This window comes from Ensifer sp. B1-9 (assembly GCF_050474445.1).
In the GTDB taxonomy this organism is placed as follows: Bacteria; Pseudomonadota; Alphaproteobacteria; order Rhizobiales; family Rhizobiaceae; genus Ensifer.
Map to the genome: position 1 here is coordinate 310,234 of NZ_JBCHVG010000001.1, position 13,449 is coordinate 323,682.

Below are 13,449 nucleotides of genomic sequence, written 5' to 3' on the forward strand. Positions count from 1 at the left end.
GCCGGATGACCGGACACGCCCATTGATGTTGCAACATTTGGGGTGAGCGGTCCCTCTCGGACTGCTTTTTGCCAGGGACGCATCAGATCGCCCCTCAATCCGCACTCAGCGCCACCGCTGGCTGCAGCCGCGAGGCGTTGCGGGCGGGCAGGAAGCCGAAGACGAGGCCGGTCAGGAAGGCGCAGGCGAAGGCGAGCGCCACCGGGCCGAGGGTGAAGGCGACGGGCATGCCGAACTGGCCGGCAAGCGCGCCGGTGCCGAGGCCGAGGAGAACGCCGAGCGTGCCGCCGATCGCCGAGACGACGAGCGCCTCGATGATGAACTGCAGGAGGATGTCGCGCTGGCGGGCGCCGGTCGCCATGCGCACGCCGATCTCGCGGGTGCGCTCGCTGACCGAGACCAGCATGATGTTCATGACGCCGATGCCGCCGACCAAGAGCGAGATCGCCGCGACGGAGCCGAGGAACAGTTTCATCGTGTTCGAGGTCTCGGTGAAGGCCTCGCGCACGGAGGACATGTTGGTGATCTGCGTGTCCTGACGCTTGTGGCGCTTATCGAGCAGCGCCTGGATCGTCTGCTGGGTGATGTCGATCGCGGAGCCGTCCTTCACCTGCACGGTGATGGTGCGCACGTTGCGCTGGCCGAAGAGGCGGATGCTGCCGGTGGTCAAAGGCACCAGTACGACATCGTCCTGGTCGGTGCCGAAGGCGGTGGCGCCCATTTCCGCCATCACGCCGATGACCTGGAACGGGATCTTGTTGACCAGCACATATTGCCCGATCGGGTTGTCGCCATCGGGGAAGAGCGTCTTGACCACCGTCTGGCCGAGGACGGCGACCGGCGCATAGGTGTCCATGTCGTTCTGGTTGATGAACTCGCCCTTGGCCGTCTTCCAGGATTTCGCGGTGGTGAACTGCGGCACGGTGCCATTGGCGGTCGTCTGATAGTCGACATTGCCGCGGCGGAGCGTGACGCTGCTGGTCATCTCCGGCACGGCGAAGGCGACGTTCGGCACTTCGAGGATCGCATCGGCATCGGCCGGAACGAGCGTGACGTTGCTGCCGCCGGCGCTGCCGCGGAAATTCGCCATGCTCGGGCGCACCACCAGGAGGTCCGAGCCCATGGAGGAAATGCGGCTGAGGACCGAATCCTGCGCGCCGGTGCCGATCGCCAGCATGGCGACGACCGAGCCGACGCCGATGACGATGCCGAGCAGCGTCAGGATAGTGCGGAAGAGATTGGCCTTCAGCGCCCGAAACGCCATCTTCACGGCCTCGGTGACATCGGCGATCGCCGCCGAACCCTCGCTGACATGGCGGGCAAGGGCGGCAGCACCCTCGGCATTGCTGCGACTCTTCTTGGCCCGGTCGGCGACGATGCGGCCGTCATGGATCTCGATCAGCCGGTCGGCCTGCTCGGCGACCTCGCGCGAGTGGGTGATGACGATGACCGTGTGGCCCTGGCCGTTCATGTCGCGCAAGAGCGCCATCACGTCCGAGCCGCTCTGGCTGTCGAGCGCGCCGGTCGGCTCGTCGGCGAGGATCACGCGGCCGCCGTTCATCAGCGCGCGGGCGATCGAAACACGCTGCTGCTGGCCGCCGGAGAGCTGGTTCGGCCGGTGGTCGAGCCGCTCGCCAAGCTTCAGCGCTTCGAGCAGCGCCTCGGCGCGATCGTGCCGGTCGCGCGCCGACATGCCGGCATAGACGGCCGGCACCTCGACGTTTTCCTTGGCGCTGGCCGTGGGGATGAGGTTGTAGCTCTGGAAGACGAAGCCGAAGGTGCGGCGGCGCAGCGCCGCCAGCTCGTCGGTGTCGAGGTCGGCGACGCTTTCGCTGTCGATCAGATAGTCGCCGCCGGTCGGCTGGTCGAGGCAGCCGAGAATGTTCATCAGCGTCGATTTGCCGGAGCCGGACTGGCCGACGATCGCCACGAACTCGCCCGCCTCGATATCGAGCGAGATGCCGTGCAGGACCTCGACGGCGAGATCGCCGTTGAAATAGGTCTTGCTGACGTGCTTGAGCGAGATGAGCGGGGACATGGCCGGCAGCCTCAGAACATCGGCGGCATGCGCATGCCGCGCAGGCTGCGGCCGTCACGGGCGTTGCCGTTGCCGCCGGAGCCGGTGCCGGTGCTGACGACGATCTTCTCGCCCTCTTCGAGGCCGCTCCTGATCTCGGCGCTGACACGGTTGCGGATACCCACTTCGACGTCGCGGGTTTCGAGCGCGCCGGAGGCGGTGACGACGGTGACCTCAGCCTTGCCGGCCTCACCACGCGCGCCATCCGCCTGGCCGCTTCTCTGCCCGTCACGTCGGCCGCCGCCCTGGCCCGCCGCATCGCCGGTGCCCTTGGCCGGGCGGTTCAAGGCGGCGCTCGGCACGATCAGCACGTCCTTGGCGGCGGCCTGCACGAAGAACACCTGCGCGCTCATCGACATCATCAGCTCGCCGTCGGGATTGGGGACGTCGAAGAGGGCGTAATAGAGCACGACGTTATTGGCGGTGTCGGGCATCGGCTGGATCTGCCGGAGCTTGCCGACGAAGCGCTTTCCCGGCTGGCCGAGAAGCGTGAAATAGGCGTCCATGCCGACCTTCAGCCGGGTCACATCGGCTTCCGACACCTGCGCCTTGACCGTCATGGTCGAGAGGTCGGCGATGGTGACGATGGTCGGCGTCGTCTGGTTGGCGTTCAGCGTCTGGCCTTCCTTGGCCGGGTTGGCGACGATGGTGCCTGATATCGGCGCATAGATCTTGGTGTAGCCGAGATCGACCTTGTCGCCGGCAAGGGTCGCCTGCTGCTTGCGGATCTGCGCCTCGATGGCGTTGACGTCGGCTTCGGCCGCGGCGAGATCGGCGATCGCCTGGTCGAGCGTCGATTGCGCCACGCTCTTCGCTTCGACGAGATTGCGCTGGCGGTCGATATTGGCCTGCTTCAGAACGAGCTGTGCCTTCTTGGAGATGAGCTGCGCCTGCAGGTTGGCGAGCTCCGCCTGGTCGATCTCGATGCGGTTTTCGATCGTCGCCGGGTCGATCTCGGCGACCAGTTCATTCTGCGTGACCTTGTCGCCGATCTCGACATGCAGCGCCTTCAACTGGCCGGAGACCTGCGCACCGGCATCGACGGAGTTGACCGCATCGAGCGTACCGACGGCGGTGACGCTGTTTTCGATGTCGCCACGCGTCACCACGTCGGTCACCATCGCCGCCGCTGCCGGCTCCTCGCCGTAGCGCACCCAGCCGTAATAGGCGGCGCCGGCGACGGCGAGAGCGACGGGCAGCCACAGCCAGGAGCGCGTGCGACGCTTGCGCTTCGCCTTCTGCACTGCACCGGGAATGAAGGTGACGTTGGGGGCCGCATCGTCGCGGGGGGTGGTGTCGGCTCGCGCCGTCTTTGCTGTCTTGCTCATCGCTTGCGCCTAACCGGCATCGCCGATGCCAAAATGGATAGGTCAAAAATAGAAGCGATTGGGCGCGGCGAAAAGCATTGAGATCATTATATTTCCGTAACCTTCCGCCTCTGCGCTGCGGCAAAGGGCGCCCACGATCGGCGGGCGCCCGGGGTTTCGACGACCGATCAGCCGCGCGGCGCGATCAACGCGGCGACATCGACGACGGCGCCGTGGTGATCGGCAAGGCCGGCGAGCTCGGCATCATGCAGGGCACGCGCCGGAATGGTTCCGGTCGGCGAGGGAAGGTCGCGGGTGGTGCAGGCGTCGGCCGCAATCGTGATGCCGTAGCCGAGGTCCTTGGCGGCGCGGGCGGTCGACGAGACGCAATTGTGCGTCATGAAGCCGGCGAAGATGACCGGCGTGCCGGCCGGACCGACGATCTCGGCAAGATCGGTGCCGGAGAAGGCGTTGGGCCGCGGCTTCTCGACGACGGTTTCGCTTGGCAGCGGCGCCAGCGCATCGACGATCGCGCCGCGATGCTGAGCCCGGTCGAAGACGCCGCCGGCAGCACCGCGATGGGCGACGTGGATGATCCTGGCGCCGGCGGCGCGAGCGGCGACCAGAAGCTGCCGCGCCTTCTCGATCGCTGCTTCGGGGTCGACGAGACGCAAGGGGCCGGCCAGATATTCGTTCTGGTAGTCGATCAGGATCAGCGTCGCCTCGCCAAGCGGGGGCGGCGCAAGGGTGACGCCGGCAAGCGTGAAGAGGGTTGCGGGGGCGGGCGAAAGGGTGGCAGCGGTCATCGTCAGGCTCCTTGCTTTTCGAAGCGGGGTGTTGATGGGCTTGATCTTATCGACTGCACTGATGCAGAGTGAGCCGAAATATTCGGAGGCAAATCTGCATGAATGCAGGGACATGGGCAGATCTCGAACTGCTGGACCATCTGATCCGCGGCGCGACGCTGAGCCAGGCGGCGCGTTCGCTCGGCGTCGACCAGACGACGGTGTCGCGAAGGCTGGCGGCGCTGGAGCGGCGGGTGGGGGCGGCGCTCTTCGACCGCATCGACGGCCGGCTGACGCCGACGCCGGTGCTTTCCCCGGTGGTCGAGCGGCTGCGGACGATGTCCGAGGAAGCGTCGCTGTCGCTCGCGACGCTTCTGCGACGGACGGCGGAGCTGAAGGGCCAGGTGCGGGTGACGAGCATCGGCTTCGTGCTCAGCGCCATCCTGGCGCCATCGCTTGCCCGGCTGGAGCAGCGCCATCCCGGCCTGACGCTCGATCTCATCGCCGACAACCAGATGCTGAGCATCGAACGGCGCGAGGCCGACATCGCCATCCGCATGGCGCGCACCGGCGAAGACACAGTGCGGGTGAAGAGCCTCGGCACGCTCCGTTTTCGTTTGTTCCGGCCGAAGGGGCAGGGGGTGGGCCCTTGCCCAGTCGTGCGCTACGGCCCGGCGCTCGCGCATGTGCCGGAGATGCAGGCGCTGGACCGGCTGCGCCCCGGCGCCCGCGTGGCGCTGACGGCCGACAAGCTGGAGATCCTGATGGAGGCGGCGCTTTCGCTCGGCGCCGAACTGATGCTGCCGGAGGTTTCGGCGATGCGTGATGCGCGCTTCGAGGCGGCGGACGAGCCGGGTGCAACGGCCGAGCGCCCGGTTTACCTGATGATGCATCCCGAACGGGCGCGCGTGCCAAGTGTCGCCGCGGTGGCGGCTTTCATCGAGGAGGCTATGCGGGGGTGGAGGTAGGTGCCGGGTTTTGTCGGAGCAAGGATCGCGCCCGCAACTTTTCCGTGCCACGGGTTGATAATTCTACGATAAAGGGGAGAATGTCTTCCATAGGCGGCAAGGAAGCGCTTGGAAGGACCGGCGGTCCTTGTCGCAGGGTCCGGACACTTCGATGGATGCGAATACCCCCAGCGGCCAGCTTCTCGCCTTGTCTTTCCTGGTGTTTTGGGTGCTGTTCGCGACCCTGCTTTTTAGCGCTGTGCGCACCGGACTGAGTGCCGGGCCGAGCGAAGATGATCTGGCCCACGCGCGAGATCGTTCCGGCGGACAAATAGCCCGGTACGTGAATGAAAATGCCCGGCAGGCCGGGGCGGCAGCTCGAGCCATCGAGGCGAGGGCCTGCTCCTATTTCGCGCGCCGCATCGGCAAGATCCACTTGGCAGCGCTGGCGTTTTTCGCCGTGACGACCTTGTTTCTGGCACTCTCGAATCTGCACGAAGCCAAGTTGAAACGGCCATCTGAAATCCAGATCCTGTCGCCGTCGCACCGCGTTCAGATGAGCGATTTGGCAACGATTGCTGGATAGTTCCGCCTTTGTGTCAGGTTGTGGCCGCTACCCCTGGGACGCGGACAGGATACAGAAGGTAACTCGAACTGCGCTTGTCGACGTGCGGTGCTGTCCGTCTTTTTTGATTCAAGGGCATAGTTGGTGGTGAGCTTTGCCCCTCACCCTAGCTCTCCCCGCAGGCGGGGAGAGGGGACGTGGCCAGTAGCAATCCTTCCAAAGGATCTGTTGTCAGAGGACACTTCGATTGCGCGATCGTTGAGCCGCTGGCGGGCGCCGTACGCGTCCTTCGCCCCGCTTGCGGGGAGAAGGCGCCGGCAGGCGGATGACGGGCGGCGACAGACGTGCGCCATAAAGCTTGTCCCGCCACCTCCGCCGAAATTTCGCCCCCTTGTAAGAATCGTCTTGACGCTCCCAGGCCTCTTCACTAGAAGAATGCGAACCGTACCGTACGGTACTGATCTGGAGCGAGGCGACGTGCAGATGACTGCGGCGATGAGGGAGGCGAATGCCGGGGAGGGGCTGACGGAACGTCAGGGCGCCGTTCTCGAGCAGGCGTTGCGCCTTCTGGTCGACGGCGGCGAAAAGGCGCTGACGACGGCTGGCATCGCGCGGGCCGCCAATTGCTCCAAGGAAAGCCTCTACAAGTGGTTCGGCGATCGCGATGGCCTGATCTCGGCGATGATCGGCTTCCAGGCGAGCAAGGTGCGCACCCAGGACGTTGCCGCCAGGGCGCTCGATGCCGAGAGCCTTGAGCGTCATCTGATCGTCTTTGCCAAGGATCTGCTCGAGGTTTTGGCCGGCGATGTGTCGCTGGCGCTCAATCGCCTGGCGATCGGCCAAGCAAGCCGCGACGGCTCCAAGCTCGGCCATATGCTGCAGGAGCGCGGGCGCCGGCAGATCGGCCGCCGTGCGGCGGCCTTGCTCGAGGCCGGCCGCAAGGCAGGGCTGCTCGCTTTCGAGGATGCCGACGAGGCCTATGGCGCCCTCTACGGGCTCATCGTCTCCGATTGGCACCTGAAGATGCTCTTGGGCGAAGAGGCCGGCGAGATGAAAAAGGGTTTTGGCCGCAAGGCGGAGCAGGCGGTTTCAGCCTTCCTCGCGCTTTACGGCACGAAAAGGTAACTGCAGCGCCGCGCTTCGAAGGAAGTGCAAAGGTCGCTGCAGCACTGAAATTGCAGCGCCGCGCTTCGAACGAAGCGCAAAGGCCGCTGCAGCACCAGGAATTGCCGTAGGGCGTCTGAGCCGATCCCGGTTCTGGCGCCCTATGGCGGAGACAACTGACAACAACGGGAAGGACCACAAAAATGCGCGTCTATTACGATCGTGATGCCGATATCAACCTGATCAAGTCGAAAAAGGTCGCCATCGTCGGCTATGGCAGCCAGGGCCGCGCCCATGCGCTGAACCTCAAGGATTCCGGCGCCAAGGAAATCCGCATCGCGCTGAAGCCGGGTTCGGCAACGGCTGCCAAGGTCGAGGCCGACGGCCTCTCGGTTCTCTCGGTTGCGGAAGCCGCCAAGTGGGCCGACCTCATCATGATGGCGACGCCGGACGAACTGCAGGCCGAGATCTACAAGGCCGACATCGCCGGCAACATCCGTGACGGCGCTGCGATCGCGTTTGCCCATGGTCTCAACGTTCACTTCGGCCTGATCGAGCCGAAGGCTTCGGTCGACGTCGTCATGATCGCGCCGAAGGGCCCGGGCCACACGGTTCGCGGCGAATACCAGAAGGGCGGCGGCGTTCCCTGCCTCGTTGCCGTTCACCAGGACGCTTCGGGCAACGCTCTCGACCTCGCGCTCTCCTACGCCTGCGGCGTTGGCGGCGGCCGTTCGGGCATCATCGAAACCAACTTCAAGGAAGAGTGCGAAACCGACCTCTTCGGCGAACAGGTCGTTCTCTGCGGCGGTCTCGTCGAGCTCATCCGCGCCGGCTTCGAAACGCTGGTTGAAGCCGGCTACGCTCCGGAAATGGCCTATTTCGAGTGCCTGCACGAAGTGAAGCTGATCGTCGACCTGATCTATGAAGGCGGCATCGCCAACATGAACTACTCGATCTCGAACACGGCCGAGTGGGGCGAATACGTCACCGGTCCGCGCATCATCACCGAAGAAACCAAGGCCGAGATGAAGCGCGTCCTCAAGGACATCCAGACCGGCAAGTTCACCTCCGAGTGGATGCAGGAATACAAGTCGGGTGCCGCCCGCTTCAAGGGCATCCGCCGCGTCAACGACGCCCACCAGATCGAGGAAGTCGGCGCCAAGCTCCGCGGCATGATGCCCTGGATCGGCAAGAACAAGCTGGTCGACAAGGCGAAGAACTAAGCCTGAACTCAGGGGAGCCGGCTATCGGCTCCCCTTCAATAGCTTTCGTAGGCGGAGCCGAGAAAGATTCCGTTATCAGACATAACGTCGTTGATTTGGTCCAGCGCATCATTAAGCTGTGAGCAGAAATCAACCAACTTAAATATCTTTCTGTCGAACTTGTCAGACTTTATGCATATTGCCGCGTCAACTTCTTCGCGGCTTTTGATGGCTTTTATTAGGTCCAATTCAATCCCAATGTGATATTTCACGATGCCTATGCGCTTTACGACGTCTATATCGACGCCGTGAATTATGTTGCCAAGTATATTCCATATGGATTCATGAATAGAGCTTTTATTCGAGCCTTCTTTTGACGCGGGCCGAATTTCTATGCTGTGCGCCTTCAGTAGAGCCTGCGAGGCCGTTAATTCGGCCAGCCGCCGCGTGGATATTGAGACCATAAGTAGATCTTTCTTGCACAGCTCTTCAGCCACTATGAAGTATTCGCCGTGGCCGATTTTTTCCAAACTGCGCGAAGTCGCAAATGATGCAAGGCGAGCAAGAGCTTCAATGCCATCCGCATAAGCGTGCCGGCAAAGAGCGGCGTTCAGTTGAATTTTGCGTTTCGCATCAGACATGTTGAACCCATCGTCGATTGAGTCCTCTTCGCTATTTTTTGCCCTGATTGTTTTGATCATGCAACTTGAGATCGAGGACGGTGCCTTCAATGGGCAAATGCAAGCTGTCGACAAGACGACGAATTAGGCGTTATCACGCATTGGATGGGAAGGAAGCCGAGGCAAGAGCTCGGCTCCTTTGCAGCCGGAATGCCGTCAGCTTCCGCGCGCCGCCAAGATGAAGTCGCAGGCGGCGGTGACGTTCGCAATGGTCTCGGTAGGCGCCGGCGCGAACCGGTTTTCGTCGCCCTCCCGATATTTGCCGCTGCGCACGAGGATCGCGGTGCCGACCCCGGCGGCAAGCGCGCCGGCGGTGTCGCTTTCGGCATCGTCGCCGATCATGGCCACATCGGCCGGGTCAAGGCTCATGCTCGCTGCCGCTGCCCGGAAGAAATCGGCGGAGGGTTTGCCGAAGAGCTTCGCCTTGATGCCGCTCGCATGTTCCAGCGCCTGGACGAAGGGGCCGGCATCGAGGCTCAGCTCGCCGTCGCGATCCCGGAAGAAGCGGTTGCGGGCGAGCGCCAGCAGCGGCGCGCCGGCCATCAGGGCGCGAAAGGCGGCGTTGAGCCGGCCATAGCTGAAGCGCTCCGCGGCATCGCCGACGACGACGGCGATGGGGCCGTCCATGCGGCCATCGGCGAAGTCCTCCTCAAGCGCGGGATGAACGAGCAGGTGCGGCTGGTGGCCGTTCGCCTCGAGCCAGGCGCGCGCGGCAGCGACCGGCGTGAACACCTCGTCGGCGGCACAATCGAAGCCGAAACGCTGGAGCTGGGTGACGAGCTGGCGCTTCGATTGCCGTGTGGTGTTGGTCAGGAAGCGGAGGGGCAGGTCGGCGGCTCTGAGGCGCGAGACCGCCGCGACGGCACCCGGCAGAACCGTGTCGCCGTCATAGAGCACGCCGGAGAGATCGAGCAGCACGCCTCTGGCCATGGCAAGAGACTGCCTGAGCCCCAGGCCATGGTCAACGGTGGGCAGCGGATGCCTGCCAATCGGTCCGCGCCTATCGCGCCGGCACCTTGGGAACTGGCTGCTGTCTTCCCGCTGCATGCGGGAAGGGGCGGCGGCGCCTAACGCATGTCGCGCAAAAGTGTGCGGCGGTTTTGCGATAACGACATGCGAAATATCAAAGACTTAAAGCAAAGGAGCGAATCTGAAAGATCGCGACGCGCTTTAAACGTCAGGCGGCCTGCCAGGCCTGCAACCGTTCGACCGTCGTCGTCGCGCCGCCGCAGACGATCGCCAGCATCCGCTCGAAGCGCTGCAACTGATCGGCGTGGGTATAGGCGACCGCGAGAGCCGCGCCGCAGGCGGGCTCCACCAGCACGCGATGGTCGTCGAGGAAGCGGGTGCAGGCTTCGATGACCGCCCGGTCGCTGACGACGGCGCATTCGACCGGACGGTTCTGGCTGATCTCGAAGGCACGCTCGCAGACCTTTCGGGCGCCGAGCGAGGTGGCGATGCCACTGATCGAGGGAAGTTCCACCAGCCTTCCCGCCTTGACGGAGGCCGCGAAGGATGCGGTGCCCTCGGTCTCGGCGGTGATGATGGGAATATCCCGCAGTCCGTTGCGCTCCAGCCCCTCGGCGACGCCCGAGAGCAGCCCGCCGCCGCCGACCGAGAGCACGACGGCATCGAAGGCGAGGCCGGCCTTGACGACCTCGTCGATAACAGTGGCGTGCCCGGCCCACAGCAGCGGATCGTCGAAGGGATGGATGAAGGCGGTCTCGGCATCGACCGACGCAAGCGCGCGGGCATTCGCCTCGTCCCAGCCGGCACCGTGGACGATCACTTCGGCGCCTTGCTGGCGGATCAGCGCCTTCGCCCGCTCGGTCGTCGTTTCCGGAACGAAGACGGAGACGGGAATGGAGAGCCGGCGGCCGGCATAGGCGACCGCCATGCCGGCATTGCCGCCGGAGGAGGAGACGAAACGCCGCTTGCCGTTTCGCGCATGGTGCTCGCAGGCCGCGCCGACGCCGCGGATCTTGAACGAGCCCGGCGGTTGCAGCGCATCCATCTTCAGCCAGACGGAGCAGCCCGATGCGTGGCTTAGCGGCAGGGATTCGATCAGCGGAGTTTCGAGGTGCAGTGGCATGGGAGGTCCCGTTGAAAAGCGCAATAGGGGCAATTGCCGACTACAGCGCCGCGCGTCCGATAAGACGCGCGGCGCTGTAGCGGTGCGCGCGAAGGGGTAATGCTCGCGATGCTACCAGAGAAGGCCGCTGAAGATAACGAACGCGACGAACAGCAGCGACAAGACCAGTGACACCTTGATTGCCGCAAGCGTGTAGTCGTATCGGCGAATTCTATGTGCGAGGTCCTGGAACATGTGGTCGTCCAATCCTGATATTGCCTGCTCGCGTCGTCGTGCAGGCGGCCTGTGCGGCGGTCGGACGTCCCGACGGAAGTGTCGCGCTTGGCGCAACGTGCTTGCATTCCGTCGAGGCGTCGCCTCGTGCTTTCCCGTGCGTGCGCAAGATGGCGCTCGATTCTGCCGGTCCGCCTGCGCTCGCGCGCGGCATTCCAGTCGCGCAAGCTTAGCCGTCGATAATGGGAAATTGGCGGGCCGTCGACCTCTTACGCCGCGAAAAGCCAATTAGGCCACTGTCGATGCATGAACCATGCGCTTCAAATACGCCCAAGACAAGTTCGTTCTCTCGGGCGATTGGGCGACAGCCGCGGGTTCCTGTCGTGATCGATCACGGTCGCCGCGTCTTGCGGGAGGTCGTGGGTACGGGAGCTGGTGCCTGCGGCTCGGCGGCGGCGCGTTCGAGGCGGAGCGCCTTCAGCTTCTCCGTTTTCTTGTCGCGAGCGACCTTTTCGGCGGCGATGATGTTCTTCGCCGAATGATCGTTGGCGCCGGCCTTGTCTGCGGCCGGAGCCTTGCCGGGTTTGAAGAGATTGCTGCCGGTAAACGCCATGACTTGTCTCCGCAGGATGGGCGTGATGCCACAAGAGGGCGGACACGCCGCAGGAGTGCTGTCTTGCTGTCAAAACCGCTGCGCTTGGGCGCAACGTTCGCTGTAGCCTTTTGATTCTCGGGGTAATTTTACCTGCAAATCGCGTCGGACCTAAAGAAAAATCGCCGACGGGATGCAAGGTTCGTTCGGGCGGTTCAGCCTCGCCCAGGGACCCGCCCGGTATCCGGTCCCGGTGGCGCCACAGCGCCACCGGCCTTGTCTTCTCGCACGTCCCGCAAGGCGGGACTGCAGCGCGATCAGCGCGACTTTGCAGCCCGCTTGGGCGCCGGCAGCAGGCCTTCGCGCTGGAGTTTCTTGCGCTGCAGCTTGCGCTGGCGCCGTACCGCTTCGGCCTTCTCGCGGGCGCGCTTTTCCGACGGCTTTTCGTAGCTGGTGCGCGCCTTGAATTCGCGGAACAGGCCTTCTCGCTGCATCTTCTTCTTCAGGACGCGCAAAGCCTGGTCAACGTTGTTGTCTCTGACAAGTACCTGCAAAATACGTTCTCCTTCATCGATTCACGGGCAGCATCAAACGATGCCGTGACTTCTGACTGTCGGCCTATCGTGTGCTCAAGGCTGAGCCAAGGTCGAGCGGTGGTGGCGGTCCGACCCGTTGCTTAGGGGCGGAAAGCCGGTGCGGCGCAGGCCGAGAGCGCGGCTTATTCGCTCAATGCGCAGGCTTGCGGCACGATGATCTCCTTCACCGGAGATCGAAGGATCCAGAGACGCAAAAAGGCCGGGTTGTTTCCCCGACCTCTTCCCGTCATTCAAGCGCTTCCCTGCCAGTACATCCGTGGTCAGGGGAGAGCGAATGACAAATCAAGCCGCTCTGAGGTTGTCGGCCGAGCTCTTGCCGGTGCGGCGGTCGGCGACGACGTCGAAGGTGACCTTCTGTCCCTCGGCGAGCGAGCGCATGCCGGCCCGTTCTACAGCCGAGATATGGACGAACACGTCAGTGCTGCCGTCATCGGGCTGGATGAAGCCGAAGCCCTTGGTGCTGTTGAACCACTTTACAGTGCCCGAAGCCATGATGATTTCCTTTCATTCGTTGAGTTTTCCGGAAGATATTCTCCCGGCCGTAATCGATATTTGAGAGGAAATCTGGCCGCGCGAAAGCGCTTCGTCAAAGGTCACAAGCAATATTCGATGCGACGATATATAGGCGATACTTTTTTCAGTTCAACATAAATATCCGGTTTTGCGTTTTCGGGCGTTTGCGAAAACCTCTCTACGACCCTGTAATACCGAGCTTTTCGTCCGATTATTTTTCTTGGCCGAGCCGGCACGCGTCTTATGGCGGGCCGGGCCAGGAGGCTCGCGACGAGGCCGGCTGCCTACGGCGCCGCGCGTCTTATCAGACGCGCAAAGGCGGCTGTAGAACTTTGACTTGCTGCATGTCTTCGTCCTTAAATCGAGGTCGATTTAAGGAGACATGCAGTAGTGACGGAATGTGTTGGCTTTGCTGGCGTGGCCGGCCTCTGGAGCGCCGCGTTCGGATGACGCGGGCTTTTGCCTGGTTGCCGCGGGCTCGGCTGGAGGGAAGGCGGCGGCGCGCTTGTCTTTGGCGCACCGCCGCCGCTTGTCAGGCGGCGTTAAAGGTCTGCGGCGAGACCTGCAATGCGGCGGCGATGCGCTGCAGCTTGGCGGGATCGGTATCGGCGCCAAGCTCGATCTTCGAGATTTCGATTTCCGTCAGGCCGGTCGTGACCGAGAGATCGTCGACCGAATAGCCGGCAGTTTCACGCGAACGCTTGATGGCGGCTCCGATATTGACGCGGGACAGAGATGCGCCGGGGGCCTTGGTTAGGTCTTTCTTAAAGGACATG

Annotated in this window: 15 protein-coding genes; 4 read left to right on the forward strand and 11 right to left on the reverse strand. The window is 63.7% G+C overall.

Translation table 11 applies throughout. From position 1 onward, the window contains the following. Window positions 1–94: 94 nt before the first annotated feature. The 3 genes from ACQ5BM_RS01470 to ACQ5BM_RS01480 all read right to left on the reverse strand — a co-directional run bounded on the left by ACQ5BM_RS01470 (window position 95) and on the right by ACQ5BM_RS01480 (window position 4,190). A complete protein-coding gene (locus tag ACQ5BM_RS01470) occupies window positions 95–2,038 on the reverse strand; it encodes a MacB family efflux pump subunit (protein WP_429806793.1) in 1,944 nt (647 codons plus the stop codon). An 11-nt stretch (window positions 2,039–2,049) separates the two neighbouring features. Then, window positions 2,050–3,405: an efflux RND transporter periplasmic adaptor subunit gene (locus ACQ5BM_RS01475; RefSeq protein ID WP_429806795.1), complete on the reverse strand. Its 1,356-nt coding sequence runs from the start codon at window positions 3,403–3,405 to the stop codon at window positions 2,050–2,052. A 167-nt stretch (window positions 3,406–3,572) separates the two neighbouring features. Then, on the reverse strand, window positions 3,573–4,190 hold the full coding sequence (locus tag ACQ5BM_RS01480) for a cysteine hydrolase family protein (protein ID WP_429806797.1): 618 nt from the start codon (window positions 4,188–4,190) through the stop codon (window positions 3,573–3,575). Between the two features lie 98 nt (window positions 4,191–4,288). On the opposite strand from ACQ5BM_RS01480, the gene ACQ5BM_RS01485 reads away from it, so the two are divergent. The 4 genes from ACQ5BM_RS01485 (at window position 4,289) to ilvC (ending at window position 8,008) form a co-directional block, all read left to right on the forward strand. Beyond that, complete coding sequence (locus tag ACQ5BM_RS01485) at window positions 4,289–5,137, forward strand: LysR family transcriptional regulator (RefSeq protein ID WP_429806799.1); 849 nt, start codon at window positions 4,289–4,291, stop codon at window positions 5,135–5,137. A 151-nt stretch (window positions 5,138–5,288) separates the two neighbouring features. Continuing rightward, window positions 5,289–5,702, forward strand: coding sequence for a hypothetical protein (locus ACQ5BM_RS01490; protein WP_429806801.1), 414 nt, complete (start codon window positions 5,289–5,291; stop codon window positions 5,700–5,702). 456 nt (window positions 5,703–6,158) lie between these two features. Continuing rightward, on the forward strand, window positions 6,159–6,806 hold the full coding sequence (locus ACQ5BM_RS01495) for a TetR/AcrR family transcriptional regulator C-terminal domain-containing protein (RefSeq protein ID WP_429806803.1): 648 nt from the start codon (window positions 6,159–6,161) through the stop codon (window positions 6,804–6,806). 155 nt (window positions 6,807–6,961) lie between these two features. Continuing rightward, complete coding sequence (ilvC, locus tag ACQ5BM_RS01500; RefSeq protein WP_429807659.1) at window positions 6,962–8,008, forward strand: ketol-acid reductoisomerase; 1,047 nt, start codon at window positions 6,962–6,964, stop codon at window positions 8,006–8,008. A 35-nt stretch (window positions 8,009–8,043) separates the two neighbouring features. Here ilvC and ACQ5BM_RS01505 read toward each other — a convergent pair whose 3' ends face one another. The 8 genes from ACQ5BM_RS01505 to ACQ5BM_RS01540 all read right to left on the reverse strand — a co-directional run bounded on the left by ACQ5BM_RS01505 (window position 8,044) and on the right by ACQ5BM_RS01540 (window position 13,448). Further along, window positions 8,044–8,688, reverse strand: a complete 645-nt coding sequence (locus ACQ5BM_RS01505) for a hypothetical protein (protein ID WP_429806805.1) — start codon at window positions 8,686–8,688, stop codon at window positions 8,044–8,046. A gap of 135 nt (window positions 8,689–8,823) precedes the next feature. Then, window positions 8,824–9,597, reverse strand: coding sequence for a TIGR01458 family HAD-type hydrolase (locus tag ACQ5BM_RS01510; protein ID WP_429806807.1), 774 nt, complete (start codon window positions 9,595–9,597; stop codon window positions 8,824–8,826). 247 nt (window positions 9,598–9,844) lie between these two features. Continuing rightward, window positions 9,845–10,759 (reverse strand): pyridoxal-phosphate dependent enzyme, encoded by a 915-nt coding sequence (locus ACQ5BM_RS01515; RefSeq protein WP_429806809.1) that lies wholly within the window; start codon window positions 10,757–10,759, stop codon window positions 9,845–9,847. A gap of 111 nt (window positions 10,760–10,870) precedes the next feature. Further along, the gene (locus tag ACQ5BM_RS01520; protein WP_429806811.1) at window positions 10,871–10,993 is read right to left on the reverse strand and encodes a hypothetical protein; all 123 of its coding nucleotides are present in this window, start codon (window positions 10,991–10,993) and stop codon (window positions 10,871–10,873) included. 370 nt (window positions 10,994–11,363) lie between these two features. Beyond that, window positions 11,364–11,585: a hypothetical protein gene (locus tag ACQ5BM_RS01525; protein ID WP_429806813.1), complete on the reverse strand. Its 222-nt coding sequence runs from the start codon at window positions 11,583–11,585 to the stop codon at window positions 11,364–11,366. A 296-nt stretch (window positions 11,586–11,881) separates the two neighbouring features. Next, entirely contained in the window at window positions 11,882–12,118 is a 237-nt protein-coding gene (gene rpsU, locus ACQ5BM_RS01530; protein ID WP_173517078.1) for a 30S ribosomal protein S21, read from the reverse strand. Window positions 12,119–12,442: 324 nt separating this feature from the next. Beyond that, window positions 12,443–12,652 (reverse strand): cold-shock protein, encoded by a 210-nt coding sequence (locus ACQ5BM_RS01535; protein WP_173517077.1) that lies wholly within the window; start codon window positions 12,650–12,652, stop codon window positions 12,443–12,445. Window positions 12,653–13,205: 553 nt separating this feature from the next. Beyond that, window positions 13,206–13,448 (reverse strand): helix-turn-helix domain-containing protein, encoded by a 243-nt coding sequence (locus ACQ5BM_RS01540; protein ID WP_429806815.1) that lies wholly within the window; start codon window positions 13,446–13,448, stop codon window positions 13,206–13,208. Between the last annotated feature and the right edge of the window lies 1 nt (window position 13,449).